Raw genomic sequence first — 20,352 nt, 5'->3', positions numbered from 1 at the left:
AGGCGGCTCGCGGCCAACCCGACCCAGCCCCCGCGGCGGGTGAGCCAATCCAGCCCCTCCGGCGTTTGAGGAGCGGGGTCCGGGGCGGAGCCCCGAGGCCGTCACCCCGGTACCGGGGGCGGTCGAGCGGGACGATTCGCGGTACCGTCGACGGGTCAACAGCGCCACCCCGGAGGGGACTTCGTGGGGATCGAGAGTGATCAGATAGTCCTGGACTACCTGAGCCGGGTCGGAGACCTGGCCCAGTCACGCCAGCTCCCGTCATCCACCCGCATGCGCCTGGTCACGGAACTCCGCACGGAGATCGACCGCCGCCGCGCCGCGGGCGGCGCCGACAGCCCCGCCGCCGTGCGCAGACTCATCGGCCGCCTCGGCACACCGGAGAGGATCGTCGCCGAGGCCAAGGGCGGCGACGGCACCCCCGACTTCTCCGACCGCCCCGACACCCCGCCCGAACCGAAGGTCCGTGTCGGCCGCATCGTGCCCCGCTCCCGTTCCCGCGTCCGCGCCGACCCCGCCCCGGACGCGAGCCCCGGCGCCCCGGACGACGGCCCCGCCCCGCCGCACCTCGCCGGCACCGAGGAACTCGGCACGGCCGGTGACGTCGGTGACTGGTGGCGCACCGGCGACGGCCGCCCGTCCGTGGAGGTCGACGACGTCCCCGGTTTCGTCGGCGGCGTCGAGATCCCCGACATACTCAAGCCGCCCCGCACCGGCCCCGACCTCCGCAAGCCCCCGCCCCCACAGACGTACGACGAGGACGACGAGGACGACGGCGAGCCGATCGAGGTCGAGTACGTCGAGGTCGACCCCGCGGCGAAGAAGCGCCGCGGGCTCCTGCCGCGCCGCGCGGCCCGCGCCTCCCGCGTCCCCCTCACCCAGTCCGTCTCCCAGCCGCTCCTCCTGCTCGCCGCGGTCGCCCTGGTCGCCGGGGCCGTCTTCGGCAACGTCCTGGCGCTGCTGCTCGGCTGGGCCGTCGTCTACCTCTCCCGGCAGCTGACCGTCGGGCAGAAGAAGTGGGCGGTGTTCGGCCTGCCGGGGCTCGCCGCGCTCGCCGGGATCGTCTGGCTGTGGGGCCGCACCGACGGCCGGTGGGGCGAACCGATAGCGGACGGCCGGATGAGCGGCGCGCTCGACGAGACCTGGCCGTGGGTGCTGCGCGCCGCGGCGGTCGCCTCCGCGCTCTACCTGCTGTGGCGGGCGCGCTCGCCCCGCGCCTGACACCTCACCGGGTCACCGCGTGAGGTCCGACTGGAGTTCCGACAGGATCTGGTGCGCCGCCGTGTACCCGATCCCCTGGATCCACAGCTCGTCGTCGACGGTGTAGACCCGGTTGTCCCGCACCGCCTTGATGCCGCGCCACAGCCCGCTCGTCGTCGCCTCCGCGACCTTCGCCCTGGCCGGATTGCCGTACGTGGACGTGAAGACGACGTCCGCGTCGGCCTTGTCGATCTGCTCGGGGCTCACGTCGTACGAGAAGCCGTCCTTCGCCTTGTCGGTGATGGCGGGGCGGCCGACGCCGACATCGGCGAGGATCGTGCCGATGTAGTTCTTCTTGCCGTAGATGCGGATGTCGGCGCCCTCGACGAACCGGACGACGTTGACCTCGGTGCCCGCCGCCTTCGCCGCGCCGCCGAGGGCCTTCGTCACGGCGGCCGTGTGCCTGCGGTACTCCGCGATCACGTCCTTGGCCTGCGCCTTCTTGCCGAGGGCGGCGGCGTGCACGAGGAAGTTCTGCTTCCAGGGGTGGCCGGTGGTCTCGGTGAGGACGGTGGGCGCGATGGCGCTGAGCTGCTGGTAGCGCTGGCCGTCGCGGATCTTGCTGCTGAGGATCAGATCGGGTTTCAGCCCGGCCATCTTCTCCAGGCTGGGGTTGCTGATCTCGCCGACCTCGGTGATGCCCTTGGTCTTCGCCGCGGGGAGGTACGAGAGGAAGGTCTCCTCGGCACCGGCCCGGGTGGCGCCGACGGGCCGGACGCCCAGGGTGATCGCCGAGTCGAGTTCGGCGGTGTCCAGGACGACGACGCGGCGCGGCGCGTTCTTCACCTTGACGTCGCCCATGGCCGTCTTGACGGTGTGGCTGCCGGACTTCGGGCCCGCGGACGCGCCGGCCTTCCCGCCCCCGCCGTCGCCGGAGGTGCAGGCGGAGAGGGAGAGCGCGAGGGCGAGGGCGGCGCCGAGGACGAGGCGAGTGGGCTTCATGAGGGGTGCGGGCCTTTCGGTCGGTGTCACTCCGCTGAGGTGCGTCGGCCGGCCTCCCCGCGAACCGGTGGAGCCCATGGTGCCTCCGGGACCACCAGCGGGGAACCCGTCACCGGGTCGGGCACGACCACGCAGTCGAGGCCGAACACCTCGCGGACCAGGGCCGCTTGGACCGTTTCGGCCGGTGGGCCCTCGGCCACGATGCGGCCGTCCTTCATGGCGACGACGTGGTCGGCGTAGCGGCAGGCCTGGTTGAGGTCGTGGAGGACGAGGGCGATCGTGCGGCCCTTGTCGTGGTTGAGGCGGCGCAGCAGGTCGAGGACCTCCACCTGGTGGGCGATGTCCAGGTAGGTGGTGGGTTCGTCGAGGAGCAGGATGTCCGTCTCCTGCGCCAGCGCCAGCGCGATCCACACGCGTTGGCGCTGGCCGCCCGAGAGCTCGTCCACGTTCCGGTCGGCGAGGGCCGTCACGTCGGTGCGCCGCATCGCCTCGGTGACCGCCCGCTCGTCGTCGTCCGACCACTGCCGCCACCAGTGCTGGTGCGGGCCGCGGCCGCGGGAGACCAGGTCGGCGACGGTGATCGCCTCGGGCGCGGCGGGGCTCTGCGGGAGCAGTCCGATGCGGCGGGCGACGTGCTTCGTCGGCAGCGCGGACAGCGCCTTGCCGTCGAGGACGACCGCGCCGCCCGCGGGCCGCAGCAGCCGCCCGAGCGCCCGCAGCGTCGTGGACTTGCCGCACGCGTTGGGGCCGACGATCGCGGTGATCCGCCCGTCGGGGACGGCGAGTTCGAGTCCGTGGACGACGGTGCGGTCCTCGTAGGCGAGGGTGAGGTCGCGCGTCGAGAGCCGGCTCATGCGGGGCCTCCGGAGGTGGCGCGGGCGCGGACGATCAGCCGGATCAGGTACGGCGCTCCCACGGCCGCCGTGAGCACGCCGACCGGCAGTTCGGTGGGCAGGAACAGGCGGCGGGCCAAAAGGTCCGCGAGGACGACGAGGACCGCGCCCGTGAGCGCCGAGCAGAGCAGCGGCAGCCCCGGGGTCCGGGTCAGCCGACGGGCGATCTGCGGGGCCAGCAGCGCCACGAAGTCGACCGGCCCGGCCGCCCCCGTGGCGAGCGCCGCGAGGACCACGCCGAGCGCCGCGAGACCGAGGCGTACGCGGCCCAGGCGCACGCCGAGGGCCCGCGCCGTGTCGTCGTCGAACGTGACGGAGCGCTGGGCGCGCGCCGCCCACGCGAGGAACGGCACGAGCACCAGCAGGGCCACCGCCAGGGGCGCCGCCTCCGCCGCACCCTTTCCGTTCAGCGAACCCGTCATCCAGATCTGCGCCTGCTGCGCCACCAGGTGGTCGCCCTTCGTCATGAACAGCGTCGTCAGGGAGCGCAGCGCGATGGCGCAGCCGATGCCGATCAGGACGAAGCGGGTGGCGTGCAGCCCGCCGCGCCAGGCGAGGGCGTGGACGAGCGCCGCCGCGAGCAGGCCGCCCGCCACGGAGACGTAGGGCAGGACCGCGTACGAGGTGACGCCGAAGGTGAGGGCCGCGACGGTGACGGCGCTCGCGCCCTGGCTGACGCCGATGATGTCGGGGCTGGCGAGCGGGTTGCGGGCCACCGTCTGGATGAGCGCCCCCGCCGCCCCGAACGCCGCGCCGACCAGCAGTCCGACCGCCAGCCGCGGCGCCCGCAGCGTCCCCACGACCAGCTCGTCCGGGGACGGCCTGCCCGCCAGCACCTTCAGCGCCTCGACGGGGCTCGTGAACGTCTCGCCGACGCACAGGTACGCGAGACAGCCCACGGCCAGCAGCGCCGCCAGCCCGGCGGCGACCCCCGCCGACTTCCGATGCAACAGAAACCGCCCCGGCCCCACCCGCACCACCACCCACCCACCCGGCCGCACGCCCCCCACCATCGCCTTCACGCGGGCACCGCCTTCCTGCGGACGAGCGCGACCAGGAAGGGCACCCCGATCAGCGCGGTCATCACGCCGGCCGGGACCTCGCTCGGCGGGAAGAGGATGCGGCCGACCGTGTCGGAGACGAGGAGGACGACCGGGCCGAGCAGCGCCGCCATGGGCAGCAGCCACCGGTGCGCCGGGCCGACGAGGGCGCGCGCGAGGTGCGGTACCGCGAGCCCGACGAAGGCGATCGGCCCGGCCGCCGCGACCCCCGCGCCGGTGAGGACCGTGGCGCCGAGCCCGCCGACGGCCCGGACCACCGCGACCCGCTGACCGAGGCCCTTCGCCATGTCCTCACCGAGCGCGAGCGCGTCGAGCCCGCGCGCGACGGACACCACGAGGACCGTGCCGAGCAGGACGAACGGCCAGACCTGGGCGACCAGTTCGGCGTCCCGCCCGGACAGCGAGCCCACCTGCCAGAACCGGAACTCGTCGAGCGTCGACGCCCGCGTGGTGAGGACGGCGGTGGTGACGGAGACCAGCAGCGCGTTGATCGCGGCGCCGCCCAGCGCGAGCTTCACCGGCGTCGCCCCGCCCCTGCCGCCGGAGGCGATCGCGTACACGGCGACGGAGGCGAGCCCCGCGCCGAGGAAGGCCCACCACACGTACCCGGTGAGCGAGTGCACGCCCAGGTACGCGATGGCGAGGACGACGCCGACGGCCGCGCCCTGGCCGATGCCGAGGATGCCGGGGTCGGCGATGGGGTTGCGGGTGAGGCACTGGAGGACGGTCCCGGCGAGCGCGAGGGCGGCGCCGACCAGCACGCCGACGGCGGTGCGCGGCGCCCGCAACTCCCGGACGACCTCGGCGGCGGCGCCGGTCCCGCCGTGCAGCAGGGCGTCGAGGACGGCGGACGGGGCGAGCGCGCGGGCCCCCACGGCGAGGCTGAGCAGGACGGCGAGGACGAGCGCGGCGGCCGCGGCCACGAGCGCGAGGACCCTGACCGCACGGCGTCCGACGGGCATGCGCGCGAACTCCCCCCACGGGCTTGGCACCGCTCGCTTAAGCATGCGCCGTGAGGGCGTCACGTATGCACGGGCAGAATGATCCCCATGGCTCCTCACACAGACCCCGCCCCCGGTTCCGCGCCCGCGGGCCCCGTCGTCGGTTTCGATCTCGACATGACGCTGATCGACTCCCGGCCCGGCATCCGCGCCACCTGGGTCGCGCTGTCCGAGGAGACCGGCCTGGAGATCGACGCGGACCTGATCGTGTCGCGGCTCGGTCCGCCGCTGACCGAGGAACTGGCGTACTGGTGCCCGCCGGAGGACATCCCGGCCATGGCCGACCGCTACCGTGAGATGTATCCCACATACGCGATCACGCCGACGCTGCCGATGCCGGGCGTGCGCGAGACCGTCGCCGCCGTGCACGCGGCGGGCGGCCGGGTGATTGTCGTGACCGCCAAGTACGAGCCGAACGCCAAGCTGCACCTGGCACACCTCGGCATCGACGCGGACGCCGTCATCGGCGACCTGTGGGCCGAGGGCAAGGGCCACGCGCTGCGCGAGCACGGCGCGAGCGTCTACGTCGGCGACCATGTCGGCGACGTACGCGGAGCACGCACGGCGGGCGCCCTGTCCGTGGGCGTCACGACGGGCCCGTGCGACGCCGTCGAACTGCGGGCGGAGGGCGCCGACGTGGTGCTCGACGATCTGACCGGCTTCCCGGCCTGGCTCGCGGGCTACGTGGCGGAGCGCGCCTGACGGCGCTGCGCCGCGACCCCCTTCAGCACCCCGGCCGCGGCGATGAGGAAGCCGACGCCCATCAGCATGCACACCGCGTACGCGATGGGCGGGAACGGGTCGGTGTTCAGGAACAGCGGGGCCATCGTGACGAGGGTGGCGATCGCCCCCACGATGAAGACGATGCCGCCGGCTTTCACGAGGCCGTCGCCGGGGCCGGTCTCGGCGGCCGCTGAATTCGCTTGGGTTTTGTCGCGCACCCAGCCAGGGTAGTTCCCAGCGCAGGGGGACGAACACGGGCCGAGGACAGACCAGCGAGCGAACCCCCAGGCGACATCTTGTCACCGGGCCCGAGACCAATAGTCTTGGTGACGGCGGGTCGGACCACGGCCCGCTGTCCTGCTATCCAGACCCTGTATCCCAGCGTTTTCTTCTAGTACGAGGACGAGGACTTCACGTGCCTACCGGCAAGGTCAAGTGGTTCAACAGCGAGAAGGGCTTCGGCTTCCTCTCCCGCGACGACGGCGGTGACGTCTTCGTGCATTCCTCCGTACTTCCCGCAGGCGTCGACGCCCTCAAGCCCGGCCAGCGCGTCGAGTTCGGGGTGGTCGCAGGACAGCGCGGCGACCAGGCCCTTTCGGTCACCATCCTGGACCCGACGCCGTCGATCGCGGCGGCGCAGCGCCGCAAGCCGGACGAACTGGCGTCGATCGTCCAGGACTTGACGACGCTGCTGGAGAACATCACGCCGATGCTGGAGCGCGGCCGCTACCCCGACAAGACCGCGGGCAAGCAGATCGCGGGGCTGCTGCGGGCGGTGGCGGACCAGCTGGACGTCTGAGCCGCCGCACCCCACGCGTTCCCACGGGTTCCTACGGGAAGGACAGCGCGTCCGGCGCGAGCGCCGGGACCAGGCCCTCGGCGGCGGCCCGGGTCAGCAGACCGCGGATCGCCGCGTAGCCGTCCTCGCCGAGGTCGGCCGTGAACTCGTTGACGTACAGGCCGATGTGCTGGTCGGCGACGGCCGGGTCCATCTCCTGCGCGTGCTCCATGACGTAGCCGCGGCTGGCCTCGGGGTCGTCCCAGGCCATCCGCACCGAGGTGCGGACGGCGTCCGCGTACGCGCGCAGCTTCTCGGCGCCCAGGTCGCGCCGCGCGATGATCGCGCCGAGCGGGATCGGCAGGCCGGTCGTGGCCTCCCAGTGCTCGCCCATGTCGGCGAGTTTGTGCAGGCCGTAGTTCTGGTACGTGAAGCGGGCCTCGTGGATGACGAGCCCGGCGTCGATCTTGCCGTCGCGCACGGCGGGCATGATCTCGTGGAACGGCATGACGACGATCTCGCCGACGCCGCCGCCCTTGACGGTGTCGGCCGCCCACAGCCGGAACAGCAGGTAGGCGGTGGACGTCTCGCTGGGGACGGCGACGCGCTTGTCGGACAGGTCGACGTCCGCGTCGCGGGTCAGCACCAGCGGCCCGCAGCCCCGGCCGAGCGCGCCGCCGCAGGGCAGCAGCGCGTAGTCGTCGAGGACGTACGGCAGGACCGCGTAGCTCACCTTCAGCAGGTCGTACGCGTCCTCGCGGCGCTCGGCGACGCCGTTGGTGATGTCGATGTCGGCGAAGGTCACGTCGAGGGCGGGGGCGCCGGGGACGCGGCCGTGGGCCCAGGCGTCGAAGACGAAGGTGTCGTTCGGGCAGGGCGAGAACGCGATGCGCGCGGTGTCGGTCGTGGTGTCCGTCATGTGTTCTTCCAACTCTCCAGTACGGGCGCGGTCTTCCCGAAGGCGGCGGCCAGCGCGGCGAGGGCGTCACCGATGCGCCAGGCGTCGCGGTCGCGGGGGCCGACGGCGTTGGAGACGGCGCGGACCTCGGCCACCGGCACACCGTGCGCGGCGGCGGCCTCGGCGACCCCGAAGCCCTCCATCGCCTCGGCCACGGCACCGGGGTGGCGCTGGGCCAGCAGGGCGGCGCGGTCGGCGGTGCCGGTCACCGTGGAGACGGTGAGCACGGTGCCGACGGCGGCGGATGCGGCCTCCGCGAGGTCCCGCACGAGGAGCTCGGGGGGTGTGTGCGTGACGGTGCCGAAGCCGAGTTCGGTGACCGGGACGAAGCCCTCGGAGGTCTCGGCGCCCAGGTCGGCGACGGTGATCGCGTCCGCGACCAGGACCGCGCCGGGGGCCGCGGTGAAACCGCCGCCGATGCCGGCCGAGACGACCAGCGAGTACGGGGCGCCCGCGAGTTCGGCCCGGGTCAGCGCGGTCGCGGTGCCGGCCGCCGCTGCGGCGGGGCCGACGCCGACCGCCACGACGTCGAGAGCCGGATGATCGTGCAGCGCGCCCGCCACCGCGTCCCGTTCGGCGGGGACGGCGGTGGCGATCAGTACGCGCGGAGGCGGGGTGTTCGTCAGGAGTCCTTCTCGAGCTTGAACGACCACAGGCCGTACGCCTTGGAGTTGCCGCCCGACAGGATCGTGACGGTCGTCGAGGAACCGGAGGCGCCGTACTGCTGGTTGAAGAAGACGCTGCCCGGAACGGTGCGGTAGGTCTTCTTGCTGGAGTCCGTGAGCGGCTGGCCGTTCATCAGGAGCGTCCAGCCCTTGTCGGCGATCTCCGGGTCGACGCCGAAGCGGACGGTGGCGTCCGCGTCCACCTTGATGGACTTGGCGTCCTTGTCCTTGAGGCAGCCCTGGAGGGCGGTCGGCTTGAGGGCGTCGCCGTCGTTGTAGCAGGTTGCCTCGGAGTTCACCGAGTTGCGGTCCACCGTGACGGTGGCCAGCGGAGTCGGCTTGTCGCAGGCGGAGAGGACGAGCAGTCCGGCGCCGACGACACCGACGGCGGCAGCGGCGCGGCGGTGGCGCTGGGCGAAACGCTGGGAGGTCATAGGCGGAAGGCTATCTGGCGCCGCCGTCCCCGCTCCGAGTGGGGGAGCGGGTGTCGCGTTCGAGCCGCCGGGCGGATGCGCGCGGACGGGGCCGGTGGGGATTTCCGGACAGGGCTACGCGACGCGGGCCCGGCCCGGCCCGGGGTGGCGGGCGGAGGACAGCAGGCCGCGGACCGTCGAGAGCCAGCCCGCCGCCACGATCGCCGCCGCGACGGACAGTCCCAGCACGCCGTTGAGCGGCAGCGCGATCCCGATCGCCCCGCCCAGCACCCACGCCATCTGCAACAACGTCTCCGAGCGGGCGAACGCCGACGTGCGCACCGCCTCGGGCACGTCCCGCTGGATCGTCGCGTCCAGGGACAGCTTGGCCAGCGCCTGCGCGAAGCCCGCGACCGCGCCCAGGCACGCCGTCATGAACGCGCTGAAGAAGACGGCGGAGGTGATCGCCACCCCCAGCACGACGGCGACGACGGTCACGATGATGACCTCGGGCGCCCGCGCCTTCAGCCACGCCCCGACCGCCGTGCCCAGCGCGTTCCCCGCTCCCGCGGCGACGCCCACGATGCCGAGCGAGACGGCCGCGCTCTGCCCGGTCAGCGGATGCTCCCGCAGCAGGAACGCGAGGAAGAAGATCAGGAAGCCGGACAGGGCGCGCAGCGCGGCGTTCGCGGCGAGCGCGTGCGTCACGGCCGGGCCGACCGTCCGCAGCCCCGGCCTGCGCCGCCGCTTCACCGGCCCGTGCAGATGCGCCTCGTCGGCCGCGAGCAGCGCCTTGACCTCGCCGCGCGCCGAGTCCACCTTGTGGGGCATCGAGTACGACAGGAAGATCCCGCACACGTACAGCACGAACGCCCCGTACAGCGGCCAGCGCGGACCGATCGCCTGGAGCCCGGCGCCGACCGGCGCCGCCGCGCCCGTGGCGAGCAGCCCGCCGAGCGTCACCCGCGAGTTCGCCTTCACCAGGGAGAAGCGGGGCGGCAGCAGCCGCGGTACGACCGCCGAGCGCACCACCCCGTACGCCTTCGACGCGACGAGTACGCCGAGCGCCGCCGGGTACAGCTGGAGCCCGCCGCCGCTCACCGCGCCCGCCAGGACCAGCGCCAGCAGCGCCCGCGCCAGCATCGACGCGGCCATCGCGGCGCGCCGCCCGTGCGGCACTCGGTCCAGGAGCGGGCCGATGACGGGGGCGAGGAGCGTGAACGGCGCCATCGTGATCGCGAGGTACAGCGCGACGCGCCCGCGCGCCTCGTCCGTCGGCACGGAGAAGAACACCGTCGACGCCAGCGCGACCGTGATCATGACATCGCCCGCGCCGTTCAGCGCGTGCAGTTCGATCAGCCGCCCGAGCCCCGACTCGCCCGCGCCGTGCGCGTGCGTGGCTTTGCGTATGCCACGTGCGGTGCCCGTGAAAGGCAGGTGCAGGGCGCGCCCGATTTTGCGTACGGTCGGCGGCGCGCCCGTCGTGCGCGACGACGAACGGGACGACGACTTACCGGCAGCCACCCAGCCATGGTGCCTCCTGTTGGGGCTTACTCGTGCCGATATGGACAGGGTGGTCGGCTTTCCGGCCAGGCGCGGCTCGTACGTCGGTGTGGGCGCAGAGCGTGAGAAGAGGTAGCGTGCGTAGCGCGCCCGCGGCGGTTGTTCTCGGCCGCGCGCCTCTCGGCCATCCCGCAGAATGGATGGCGTAGGTGCGCCCGGAACGCTCGGGCGCGGACGTCGACGCGGCCCTCCGGTCCGCTCCGTCCGCGCTCCCGCACACCAGGCGGTGCGCACCGTTAAGACGGCGTAGGAGAGAAGCGATACCTGTGAGCGCAGCGACAACGCGAAGCCGCACCCCTGACCGTCTGTGCGCGGAGGCGGTGGACATCGCTCGGGCCGCGGCAGAGGAGGCCGCCGCGCCCGGTGTGGTCGGCGAGCACGTCGACATGGTCGTCGAGGGCGACCGCGTGGTCACGCATCTCTTCGAGTGCAAGGAATTCGGCTACCGCGGCTGGCGCTGGGCGGCGACCGTGGCGCGCGCCTCCCGCGCCCGCTACGTCACCCTCGACGAGGTCGTCCTGCTGCCGGGGCCCGACGCGCTCCTCGCCCCCGAGTGGGTGCCGTGGAGCGAGCGGCTGCGGCCCGGCGACCTCGGGCCCGGTGACCTCCTCCCGACCGAGTCCGACGACCTGCGCCTGGAGCCCGGCTTCACCGGCGAGGACACGCCGCCGCCGAACTCGCCGGTGTCCGAGGACATGGCGGAACTCGTCGAGGCGGAGGACGTCGAGGTCACGGAGGGGCCGGTGGCGGCGCTTCCGGTGGCTCCGACCCGTGGCTCGATCGCGTCGGTCGCCGAGGAGCTCGGCATGCGCAGGGCGCGGGTCCTGTCGCGGTACGGGCTGCACGTCGCGGCGGACCGCTGGGAGGAGTCCTTCGGGGCGAAGACCCCCATGGCGCAGGCGGCGCCCGCGACGTGTGTCTCCTGCGGCTTCCTCGCGCCCATCGGCGGGTCCCTCGGGCAGGCCTTCGGCGTCTGCGCCAACGAGTTCGCCCCGGCGGACGGGCGGGTCGTCTCGCTGTCGTACGGGTGCGGTGGGCACTCCGAGGCGGCCGTCATGCCGAAGGCGCCGCGGCCGGCGCCGCCGGTGGTCGACGAGACCGTGGTGGACGTGCTGCCGTTGCGGCCCGATGCGGATGCGGGGTCCGTCGGCGCGGTTGCCTCCGGCGGTGCGGACGACCTCGGCCACTCCTAGGCTCCGCCTGCCCGTCGGGAGGCGTTGCGCGGCACCGTGCCCACGGCCTCGGGGCTCCGCCCCGGACCCCGCGCCTCAAACGCCGGCGAGGCTGATTGTGCCCGATCAAGCCCCTGCGGCGATTGAGCAGCGGGGTCCGGGGCGGAGCCCCGCGGCGCGCGATACCGTGCGGCGGATCGTTACCGCCACGCAAAGGGAGTCACCGTGAGCGTCAGCAAATTCGCGCGCCCCGCACCGGAAGGCGTCGACCCGTTCGACACCGCGCGACTGCGCCACACCGTGCTCGACGCGTGGTCGAACAGCCCCACCCGCTTCCGCGAGGACGCCAACGCCGAGGAGGACCTCGCCCTCGGCGGCTACCGCGACCGCCTCGTCGTCGAACTCGCGCAGAACGCCGCGGACGCCGCCGCCCGCGCCGGCGTCGAGGGCCGCCTCGCCCTCACGCTGAAGGACGGCGTGCTCGCCGCCGCCAACACCGGCGCCCCGCTGGACGCGGCGGGCGTCGAGTCGCTGTCCACGCTGCGGGCGTCCGCCAAGCGGGAGGACACGGAGACCTCGGTCGGCCGCTTCGGCGTCGGTTTCGCGGCGGTGCTGGCCGTCTCCGACGAGCCCGCGGTGGTGGGGCGGGCCGGGGGCGTGCGGTGGTCGCTGACGGACGCGCGGCTGGCGGCGGCGGACGCGGCGGTGCGCAGCGCGGGGCTGGGGGACGAGCTGCGGCGGCGTGACGGGCATGTGCCGTTGCTGCGGCTGCCGTTCGCGGCGGAGGGGTCGGCGCCGGGGCCGTACGAGACCGTGGTGATCCTGCCGTTGCGGGACGCGGCGGCGGAGGCGCTGGCCTCGCGGTTGGTGGACGGGGTCGACGACGCGTTGCTGCTGGCGCTGCCGGGGCTCACGGAGGTCGTGGTCACGACGGAGGCGGGGACGCGGACGCTGCGGCGGTCCGACGAGGCGCCCCACGTGGTGATCGCCGACACGGGGGTGGTGCCACGGGGCTCCGCCCCGGACACCGCCGCTCCATCGCCGCAGGGCCTCGAAGGGGCGGCCGTGACCCGGTACCGGGCGGTCACCCGGACCGGTGAGGTCGATTCCGCGCTGCTGGTCGACCGGCCCGTGGAGGAGCGGGCGCGGGCGCGGTGGTCCGTGACGTGGGCCGTGCCGGTGGACGCCGAAGGCGCGCCCCAGCGGCCGCGCAGCGCCCCCGTGCTGCACGCGCCCACCCCCAGCGACGAGGCGCTCGGCGTACCGGCGCTGCTCATCGCCACGTACCCGCTGGACACGACCCGGCGGCACGTCGCCCCCGGCCCGCTCACCGACTTCCTCACCGAGCGCGCCGCCGACGCCTACACCGAACTCCTCGCCGGATGGCGCCCCGTCGGCACCGGCATCCTCGACCTCGTACCCGGCCCGCTCGGCAGGAGCGAGCTGGACGGGGCGCTGCGCGCCGCCGTGCTGGAACGGCTGCCGCGCACCGCGTTCCTGCCCCCGGCCCTCGCCCCCGCCGACGGCGACGAAGGCGAGGACGACCGGCCCGTCGCTCTCAAGCCCCGGGACGCCGAGGTCGTCGAGGGCGCGGGCGCCGACACCGTGCGGGTCCTCGCGGACGTGCTGCCGAGCCTGCTGCCCGCGGGCCTGGAGCGCCGCGTGGAGCTGCGCACCCTCGGCGTCGCCCGGGTTCCGCTGACCGAGGCGATCGACCGGCTCGCGGGGCTGGAGAAGGAGCCGGGCTGGTGGCGGCGGTTGTACGAGTCGCTCGCCGGTGTCGATCCCGACCGGCTGAGCGGGCTGCCCGTGCCGCTCGCCGGGGGACGCACCACGATCGGGCCGCGCCAGGTCCTGCTGCCCACCGCCGAGGCCTCCACCGTGCCCGGCGAGGCGCTCGCCCGGCTCGGCCTCAAGGTCGCGCACGCCGACGCCGCGCACCCGCTCCTGGAGAAGCTGGGCGCCCTGCCCGCCACCCCGCGGGCCGTGCTGCGCACCCCGCAGGTGCGCGCCGCGGTCGCCGCCTCCCTCGACGACGAGGCGTCCGCCTGGGACGACGACGCCACCCTGGACGCCGACGAGCTGGCCGACGTCGTCCTCACCCTCGTGCGCGACGCCCACCTCGACGTCGGCGACGAACCCTGGCTCGGCGCCCTCGCCCTCCCCGACGAGGAGGGCGAACTCGCCCCCGCCGCCGAACTCCTCCTCCCCGGCAGCCCCCTCGCCGCCGTCCTCCGTGAGGATGAACTTCTGTACGTCGACGGCGACTTGGCCGAGCGCTGGGGCGAAGGGCCGCTCACGGCCTGCGGCGTGCTCGCCACCTTCGCGCTCGTCCGCGCCACCGACGTCGTCCTCGACCCCGACGAACTCGACCCGCGCGACAGCGACTTCCCCGAGCCGGACGACGCGGGGCTCCTCGACGCCGTCGACGTGTGGTGCGAGGACGTCCTCGACCGGCTGCCCGACACCCCCGTGCCGCCGGTCGCCACCGAACTCGTCGCCGTACGCGACCTGGACCTCGTCGACGAGGACCGCTGGCCGCAGGCGCTCGCCCTGCTGTCGAGGCCGCCGCTGCGCGACGCCCTCACCCAGCCCGTGCGCGTCCTGCTGCCCGACGGCACCCACGAACTCGTCCGCCCGTACACCGCCTGGTGGCTGCGCGGGAACCCGGTGCTCGACGGCCGCCGGCCCGCCGGACTGCGTGCGGAGGGCGGCGACCCGCTGCTCGAAGGGCTCTACGAGGCCGCCGACGCCGCCGGATTCGACGACGAGCAGGTGCTGCGCGCCCTCGGCGTCCGCACCTCCGTCGCCGCGCTCCTCGACGAGCCCGGTGGCGCCGCCGAACTCCTCGACCGGCTCGCCGACCCCGACCGGCCGGTCGGCGCCGCGCAACTGCACGCTATCTACGGGCGGCTGGCCGACCTCGACCCCGAGCAGGTCACCCTGCCCGACGAGGTGCGTGCCGTGCGCGACGGGGAGGTGGTGGTCGTCGACGCCGCCGAGGCGCTCGTCGCCGACGCGCCCGACCTGATCCCGCTCAGCGGGGGCCGGGCCCTCCTCCCGGTCACTCCCGCGAAGGCGGCGCAGCTCGCGGAGCTGTTCCAGGTGCGGCGCCTCAGCGAGGCCGTGGAGGCGGAGCCGGCCGGTTCCGAGGGCGTCGAGCACCCCGTCCCCGACTCCGTCCGCGTCCTCCTCGGGGCCGCGACGCCGGCGACGTACGTCGAGTACGAGGAGCTGTACGTCGGCGGGACCGAGGTCGACTGGCGGCGTACGCCCGACGGGGTGGTGCACGCGGCGACCCTGGAGGGCGTGGCGGCGGGCCTCGCGTGGGCGGCGGGGCAGTGGCCCCGGCGCTTCGAGGTCGCGGCGCTCCTGGAGGACCCGTCCCGCACGGGTGAGCTGGCGCGCGACCGGTGGTTCGACTAGCACCCGGCGACGCGGTGACGGCCTCGGGGCTCCGCCCCGGACCCCGCGCCTCAATCGCCGCAGGGGCTTGAAACGGGGTCGGCCGATCAAGCCCCGCCGACGACGTGGTGACGGTCTCGGGGCTCTGCCCCGGACCCCGCTGCTCAATCGCCGCAGGGGCTTGAAAACCAACCCCCGCCGGTGGCGGACTGCCGGGGACGGATCTATCAAGCCCCGCCGGCGATTGAGGCGCGGGGTCCGGGGCGGAGCCCCGAGGCCGGAACGGATTCAGGCCGGGAAGCGGTGGCTCACCCAGCGCCACAGGAGTTCGAGGACCACCGCCGCGATCCCCGCCACCCCGACGGCAGTCCACGGCATGACCGACCCCACCAACCGCAACGCGAAGAACTCCTGCAACCACGGCACCACCAGCACCAGCAAGAACGCGAACCCCATCGCCGCCACCAGCCCCACCCGCCACCACGTGTACGGCCGCGCGATGATCGCCAGGACCCACATCGAGATCAGGAAGAGCGTCAGCGTCGCCGAACTGGTCTCGGCCGAGAGCGCCCCCGACCCCTCGTAGTAGTGCCGGGCGATCAGGTACATCGCGAACGTGGCGAGCCCCGCGACCGCCCCGCCCGGGATCGCGTACCGCATCACCCGCCGCACGAAGTTCGGCTTGGCCCGCTCCTTGTTGGGGGCCAGCGCCAGGAAGAACGCCGGGACGCCGATCGTCAGCGTCGACAGCAGCGTCAAGTGGCGGGGGAGGAAGGGGTACTCGACCTGGAAGCAGACGACGAGCAGCGCGAGCAGCACCGAGTAGACCGTCTTCACCAGGAACAGCGTCGCGACGCGCGTGATGTTGCCGATGACCCGGCGGCCCTCCGCGACGACCGAGGGCAGCGTCGCGAACGAGTTGTTGAGCAGCACGATCTGCGCGACCGCGCGGGTGGCCTCGGAGCCGGAGCCCATCGAGACCCCGATGTCTGCGTCCTTGAGGGCCAGTACGTCGTTGACGCCGTCGCCGGTCATCGCGACGGTGTGGCCGTGGGCCTGGAGCGCGCCGACCATGTCCCGCTTCTGCTGCGGCGTCACCCGCCCGAACACGGTGCCCGCGTCGAGCGCGTCGGCCATCTCCTCGGGGTCCTCGGGCAGCGTCCGGGCGTCGACGGCCCGGTCGGCGCCTTCGAGGCCGAGCTTCCCGGCGACCGCGCCGACGGACACCGCGTTGTCGCCGGAGATCACCTTGGCGCGGACGTCCTGCTCGGCGAAGTAGCGCAGGGTGTCCCCGGCGTCGGGGCGCAGCCGCTGTTCGAGGACGACGAGGGCGGTCGGCTCGGCGCTCTCCGCCACGCCGGTGCCCTCCAGGCCCTTGGGGGCGCGGGCGAGCAGCAGGACGCGCAGCCCTTGCAGGTTGAGCTCCTCGGTGGCGGTGAGCGCCGGGTCGCCCGCGGGGAGGAGCACGTCGGGCGCGCCGAGCAGCCAGGCGCTGCTCACCCCGTTGCCCTCGCTGAACGCGGCGCCGCTGTACTTGCGCGCGGAGGAGAACGGCAGGGCCTCGGTGCAGCGCCAGTCCACGGCGGCCGGGTAGGCGTCGATGATCGCCTGGAGGGAGGCGTTGGGCCGCGGGTCGGACTCGCCGAGGGCGCCGAGGACCTCGCGCACGTACGTCTCGTCGGTGCCGTCGCCGAGCAGCCGCAGCTCGCTGACGTCCATGCCGCCCTCGGTGAGCGTGCCCGTCTTGTCGAGGCAGACGGTGTCGACGCGGGCCAGGCCCTCGATCGCGGGGAGTTCCTGGACGAGGCACTGCTTGCGGCCGAGCCGGATGACCCCGATCGCGAAGGCGACGGAGGTGAGCAGGACCAGGCCCTCGGGGACCATCGGGACGATGCCGCCGACGGTGCGCGCGATGGAGTCCTTGAGGTCGTTGTCCTTGACGACGAGCTGGCTGACGATCAGGCCGAGCGCGGTCGGGATCATCATCCACTGGACGTACTTGAGGATCGTGGAGATGCCGGAGCGCAGCTCGGAGTGGACGAGCGTGAACCGGCTGGCCTCCTCGGCGAGCTGCGCCGCGTACGCCTCGCGGCCGACCTTCGTCGCGGTGAACGCGCCGCCGCCCGCGACCACGAAGGAGCCCGACATGACCTCGTCGCCGGGCTGTTTGAGGACGGGGTCGGCCTCGCCGGTCAGCAGCGACTCGTCGATCTCCAGGCCGTCGGCCTCGGCGCAGGTGCCGTCCACGACGATCTTGTCGCCGGGGCCGATCTCGATGAGGTCCCCGAGCACGATCTCGGAGGTGGCGACGCCGACGGCGACCCCGTCCCGCCGCACCGTGGGCCGGGCCTCGCCGATCACGGCGAGCGAGTCCAGGGTCTGTTTGGCCCGCCACTCCTGGATGATGCCGATCCCGGTGTTGGCCAGGATGACGAAGCCGAAGAGGCTGTCCTGGATGGGCGCGACGGCGAGCATGATCACCCAGAGCACGCCGATGATCGCGTTGAACCGGGTGAAGACGTTGGCGCGCACGATGTCCGCCACGGACCGCGAGCTGCGCACCGGTACGTCGTTGACCTCGCCGCGCGCGACCCGCTCGGCGACCTCGGCCCGGGTGAGGCCCGCCGCCCGTGCCGGCACCGGCGCCGGGTGGCCCGGTTCGAGGTCGGCTCCCGCGTCGATGTGCGTCATGAAAACGACGGTACGGGCGATTTCGGGGCTTTACCCCTCGGGTGCCGAAACCTCACGGTCGGTGACCGCCGCGGCGGCCGCCCGCTTGAGCGCGGCGTCGCGCCCCCGGACGTACCAGATGCCGATCAGGCCGAGGCCGGCTCCGGCCAGGCAGCACCACACCCACCACGTGGTCCCGCGGTCCTCGAACCAGCCGTAGAAGGGCAGCTGTACGAGGAAGAGGACGAACCAGAGGATCGTGCCACCGACGATGGTGGCGACCACGGGACCCTCCAGGGGTTCCGGTGCCTCGTGCTTGGGGGTCCACTTCGCCATGGGCACAGCTTACGAGGACCCGACGACAACCCCGTACAACCCCCTCGCCCCAGGGGTCTACGCGCGGAGATAGCAAATTCCGTCTCATATGTTCATACTGAAACAGCCTGAGTATGGCCACTTCTGTTCGTACGAAACACCAGAGGAAACATCGGGGAAACCTGCCGGTGACCAAGTGACGACCAGACTTGATCGACGTACCCCGCCCGCATTTCACTGCTGAATACCGCTGAGGTCATCCATGTCCACTTCGGCCACCACCCCGGTCGATGTCAACGACTCGCCGCCGCCGGCCCCGAAGAACGGTCTCGACCGCTACTTCAAGATCACCGAGCGCGGCTCGACCGTCGCCCGCGAGATCCGTGGCGGTTTCGCCACCTTCTTCGCGATGGCCTACATCATCGTGCTGAACCCGATCATCCTCGGCGGCGCGAAGGACATGTACGGGCACCAGCTGGACAACGCCCAGCTGGTCACCGCGACCGCGCTGACCGCCGCGTTCACCACGCTGCTCATGGGTGTCATCGGCAACGTGCCGATCGCGCTCGCCGCGGGCCTCGGTGTGAACACGGTCGTCGCCCTCCAGCTCGCGCCGCGCATGTCGTGGCCGGACGCGATGGGCATGGTCGTCCTCGCGGGCTTCGTCGTGATGCTGCTCGTCGCGACCGGACTGCGGGAGCGCGTGATGAACGCGGTGCCGCTCGGCCTGCGCAAGGGCATCGCGATCGGTATCGGTCTGTTCGTGATGCTGGTCGGTCTCGTCGACTCCGGCTTCGTCACCCGGATGCCGGACGCCGCGCAGACCACCGTCCCGCTCCAGCTCGGCACCGGCGGTCACCTGCTCGGCTGGCCGGTCCTCGTCTTCGTGCTCGGCGTGCTGCTGACGCTGGCGCTGATGGTGCGCAAGGTGCCCGGCGCGATCCTGCTCGCGATCGTCGTCATGACGGTCGTCGCCGTGATCATCAACGCCTTCGCCGACATCGACCCGCTGGCCTGGGGCCTCACCGTGCCCGAGTGGCCCGGCAACCCGGTCTCCAGCCCGGACTTCAGCCTGGTCGGACAGGTCAGCCTGTTCGGCGGCTTCGAGAAGGTCGGCATCCTCACCGGCGTGCTCTTCGTCTTCACCGTGCTGCTGTCGTGCTTCTTCGACGCCATGGGCACGATCATGGGCATCAGCGACGAGGCCAAGCTGACCGACGAGAACGGTCAGATGCCCGGCATGAACAAGGTCCTGTTCATCGACGGCATCGCCGTCGCCGCCGGTGGCGCCTCGTCCTCCTCCGCCACCACCTGCTTCGTGGAGTCCACGGCCGGCGTCGGCGAGGGGGCCCGTACGGGTCTCGCCAACGTCGTCACCGGTGCGCTCTTCGCGCTCGCGCTGTTCCTCACGCCGGTCGCCACGATGGTTCCGTCCCAGGCGGCGACGCCCGCCCTGGTCGCGGTCGGCTTCATGATCCTGGCCGGCAGCATCCGGGCCATCGACTGGGGCGACTGGACGATCGCCATCCCCGCGTTCATCACGATGCTGATGATGCCGTTCACGTACTCGATCACGAACGGCATCGGCATGGGCTTCATCGCCTTCACCGTGCTGCGCGTCGTCGCGGGCCGGGCCAAGGAAGTACCGGTCGCGATGTACGCCGTCTCCGCCGTGTTCGTCTTCTACTACCTGATGCCGGCGCTCGGCCTCACGTAGTCACGTCTCCGTAGAACCGCTCCGTCTCCTCGACGGCGGACTTGAAGCGTTCGTCGAAGTCGTCCCGAATGAGCGTCCGGACCACATAGTCCTGGACGCTCATTCCTCTTTTCGCCGCGTGCACCTTGAGCCGGTCGAGCAGCTCACCGTCGATCCGCAGACTGAGCACTGTCGATCCCATACGGACAGGGTTGCGGGCGCCGCCGACGCGTTGCGTCACTTTCCGCATCCGCCTCACTCATATGGGTGATGAAACTTTTCTGCGGTCGCGGTGAGCGGGGTGGGCGTGGTCCGGATCACGGACGCGCCGCGCCCCACCGGTAGTCGTTAGACACAGTAATGAGTTACGCTAACGAACATGCCAGACCTCTCCCATGGCGACGACGCCGCCGCCGTGAACTCCCTGCGTTCCGCAGTGATGCGCCTGTCGCGTCGGCTCAAGCACCAGCGGGTCGACGAATCGCTGAGCCCCACCGAGATGTCGGTGCTCGGCACGCTCGCCGGATGCGGCTCCGCGACGCCGGGTGAGCTGGCCCGCAAGGAGCACGTGCAGCCGCCGTCGATGACCAGAATCGTCGCGCTCCTGGAGGCCAAGGGACTGGTCCGGCTGGAGCCTCACCCCGAGGACCGCCGGCAGAAGGTCGTCACCTCCACCGAGCAGGCCGAGACCATGCTCGCGGAGAGCCGCCGCAAGCGGAACGCGTGGCTGGCCAACCTGACCGAGGGCCTCGACGAGGACGAGTGGGCCAAGCTCCGCGAGGCCGCACCCGTCCTGGAGAAGCTCGCGCACCTCTGACCCAGCCCCCTCGCCCGGGG

Annotated in this window: 19 protein-coding genes; 7 read left to right on the top strand and 12 right to left on the bottom strand. The window is 73.0% G+C overall.

What is annotated here, in order from left to right; translation table 11 throughout:
- Positions 1 to 183: 183 nt before the first annotated feature.
- Positions 184 to 1,221 carry an HAAS signaling domain-containing protein gene (locus tag ACYBSK_RS35210; protein WP_457481304.1) on the top strand — a complete coding sequence of 346 codons (1,038 nt, stop codon included), beginning with the start codon at positions 184 to 186 and terminating at the stop codon, positions 1,219 to 1,221.
- A gap of 12 nt (positions 1,222 to 1,233) precedes the next feature.
- Here ACYBSK_RS35210 and ACYBSK_RS35205 read toward each other — a convergent pair whose 3' ends face one another.
- The 4 genes from ACYBSK_RS35205 to ACYBSK_RS35190 are packed head-to-tail and all read right to left on the bottom strand — an operon-like array spanning position 1,234 to position 5,118.
- Positions 1,234 to 2,202 (bottom strand): ABC transporter substrate-binding protein, encoded by a 969-nt coding sequence (locus ACYBSK_RS35205; RefSeq protein WP_460244524.1) that lies wholly within the window; start codon positions 2,200 to 2,202, stop codon positions 1,234 to 1,236.
- A 26-nt stretch (positions 2,203 to 2,228) separates the two neighbouring features.
- Entirely contained in the window at positions 2,229 to 3,056 is an 828-nt protein-coding gene (locus ACYBSK_RS35200) for an ABC transporter ATP-binding protein (RefSeq protein WP_457481302.1), read from the bottom strand.
- Positions 3,053 to 4,108: a FecCD family ABC transporter permease gene (locus tag ACYBSK_RS35195; RefSeq protein ID WP_460247158.1), complete on the bottom strand. Its 1,056-nt coding sequence runs from the start codon at positions 4,106 to 4,108 to the stop codon at positions 3,053 to 3,055. The genes ACYBSK_RS35200 and ACYBSK_RS35195 overlap by 4 nt, the downstream gene beginning before the upstream one ends.
- Before the next feature lie 5 nt (positions 4,109 to 4,113).
- Entirely contained in the window at positions 4,114 to 5,118 is a 1,005-nt protein-coding gene (locus ACYBSK_RS35190) for a FecCD family ABC transporter permease (protein ID WP_460244523.1), read from the bottom strand.
- A gap of 78 nt (positions 5,119 to 5,196) precedes the next feature.
- Here ACYBSK_RS35190 and ACYBSK_RS35185 point away from each other — a divergent pair, with 78 nt between their 5' ends.
- Positions 5,197 to 5,859, top strand: a complete 663-nt coding sequence (locus ACYBSK_RS35185; RefSeq protein WP_460244522.1) for an HAD family hydrolase — start codon at positions 5,197 to 5,199, stop codon at positions 5,857 to 5,859.
- On the opposite strand, the gene ACYBSK_RS35180 is transcribed toward ACYBSK_RS35185, so the two are convergent.
- Positions 5,838 to 6,098 carry a hypothetical protein gene (locus ACYBSK_RS35180; protein ID WP_457481298.1) on the bottom strand — a complete coding sequence of 87 codons (261 nt, stop codon included), beginning with the start codon at positions 6,096 to 6,098 and terminating at the stop codon, positions 5,838 to 5,840. The two genes, ACYBSK_RS35185 and ACYBSK_RS35180, sit on opposite strands and share 22 nt — an antisense overlap.
- Before the next feature lie 197 nt (positions 6,099 to 6,295).
- On the opposite strand from ACYBSK_RS35180, the gene ACYBSK_RS35175 reads away from it, so the two are divergent.
- Positions 6,296 to 6,679 (top strand): cold-shock protein, encoded by a 384-nt coding sequence (locus ACYBSK_RS35175; RefSeq protein ID WP_457481297.1) that lies wholly within the window; start codon positions 6,296 to 6,298, stop codon positions 6,677 to 6,679.
- 31 nt (positions 6,680 to 6,710) lie between these two features.
- On the opposite strand, the gene ACYBSK_RS35170 is transcribed toward ACYBSK_RS35175, so the two are convergent.
- From ACYBSK_RS35170 to ACYBSK_RS35155, 4 genes are all read right to left on the bottom strand, one after another.
- Entirely contained in the window at positions 6,711 to 7,577 is an 867-nt protein-coding gene (locus ACYBSK_RS35170; protein ID WP_457481296.1) for a 1,4-dihydroxy-6-naphthoate synthase, read from the bottom strand.
- Positions 7,574 to 8,269 carry a futalosine hydrolase gene (locus ACYBSK_RS35165; protein WP_460244521.1) on the bottom strand — a complete coding sequence of 232 codons (696 nt, stop codon included), beginning with the start codon at positions 8,267 to 8,269 and terminating at the stop codon, positions 7,574 to 7,576. Before ACYBSK_RS35165 ends, ACYBSK_RS35170 begins: the two co-directional genes overlap by 4 nt.
- Positions 8,239 to 8,715 carry a DUF2771 domain-containing protein gene (locus tag ACYBSK_RS35160; protein ID WP_457481294.1) on the bottom strand — a complete coding sequence of 159 codons (477 nt, stop codon included), beginning with the start codon at positions 8,713 to 8,715 and terminating at the stop codon, positions 8,239 to 8,241. Before ACYBSK_RS35160 ends, ACYBSK_RS35165 begins: the two co-directional genes overlap by 31 nt.
- 114 nt (positions 8,716 to 8,829) lie before the next feature.
- On the bottom strand, positions 8,830 to 10,218 hold the full coding sequence (locus ACYBSK_RS35155) for an MFS transporter (protein WP_460244520.1): 1,389 nt from the start codon (positions 10,216 to 10,218) through the stop codon (positions 8,830 to 8,832).
- 305 nt (positions 10,219 to 10,523) lie between these two features.
- On the opposite strand from ACYBSK_RS35155, the gene ACYBSK_RS35150 reads away from it, so the two are divergent.
- Both ACYBSK_RS35150 and ACYBSK_RS35145 read left to right on the top strand, forming a co-directional pair.
- On the top strand, positions 10,524 to 11,450 hold the full coding sequence (locus ACYBSK_RS35150) for a DUF3027 domain-containing protein (RefSeq protein ID WP_457481292.1): 927 nt from the start codon (positions 10,524 to 10,526) through the stop codon (positions 11,448 to 11,450).
- A gap of 204 nt (positions 11,451 to 11,654) precedes the next feature.
- The gene (locus ACYBSK_RS35145) at positions 11,655 to 14,855 is read left to right on the top strand and encodes a sacsin N-terminal ATP-binding-like domain-containing protein (RefSeq protein ID WP_460244519.1); all 3,201 of its coding nucleotides are present in this window, start codon (positions 11,655 to 11,657) and stop codon (positions 14,853 to 14,855) included.
- A 267-nt stretch (positions 14,856 to 15,122) separates the two neighbouring features.
- On the opposite strand, the gene ACYBSK_RS35140 is transcribed toward ACYBSK_RS35145, so the two are convergent.
- Together ACYBSK_RS35140 and ACYBSK_RS35135 are read right to left on the bottom strand one after the other, a co-directional pair.
- Entirely contained in the window at positions 15,123 to 17,525 is a 2,403-nt protein-coding gene (locus ACYBSK_RS35140) for a cation-translocating P-type ATPase (protein WP_460244518.1), read from the bottom strand.
- Positions 17,526 to 17,555: 30 nt separating this feature from the next.
- Positions 17,556 to 17,840, bottom strand: coding sequence for a DUF2530 domain-containing protein (locus ACYBSK_RS35135; RefSeq protein ID WP_457481289.1), 285 nt, complete (start codon positions 17,838 to 17,840; stop codon positions 17,556 to 17,558).
- A gap of 241 nt (positions 17,841 to 18,081) precedes the next feature.
- On the opposite strand from ACYBSK_RS35135, the gene ACYBSK_RS35130 reads away from it, so the two are divergent.
- Entirely contained in the window at positions 18,082 to 19,536 is a 1,455-nt protein-coding gene (locus ACYBSK_RS35130; RefSeq protein WP_457481288.1) for an NCS2 family permease, read from the top strand.
- On the opposite strand, the gene ACYBSK_RS35125 is transcribed toward ACYBSK_RS35130, so the two are convergent.
- The gene (locus tag ACYBSK_RS35125; protein WP_457481287.1) at positions 19,529 to 19,717 is read right to left on the bottom strand and encodes a ribbon-helix-helix protein, CopG family; all 189 of its coding nucleotides are present in this window, start codon (positions 19,715 to 19,717) and stop codon (positions 19,529 to 19,531) included. The genes ACYBSK_RS35130 and ACYBSK_RS35125 overlap by 8 nt on opposite strands.
- A gap of 177 nt (positions 19,718 to 19,894) precedes the next feature.
- Here ACYBSK_RS35125 and ACYBSK_RS35120 point away from each other — a divergent pair, with 177 nt between their 5' ends.
- Complete coding sequence (locus ACYBSK_RS35120; protein ID WP_457481286.1) at positions 19,895 to 20,332, top strand: MarR family winged helix-turn-helix transcriptional regulator; 438 nt, start codon at positions 19,895 to 19,897, stop codon at positions 20,330 to 20,332.
- Positions 20,333 to 20,352 lie beyond the last annotated feature (20 nt).

It is taken from the genome of Streptomyces sp. BYX5S, assembly GCF_054724165.1.
The sequence above is the reverse complement of the archived record's forward strand: the minus strand, read 5'-3'. Positions and strand labels throughout refer to the sequence as shown.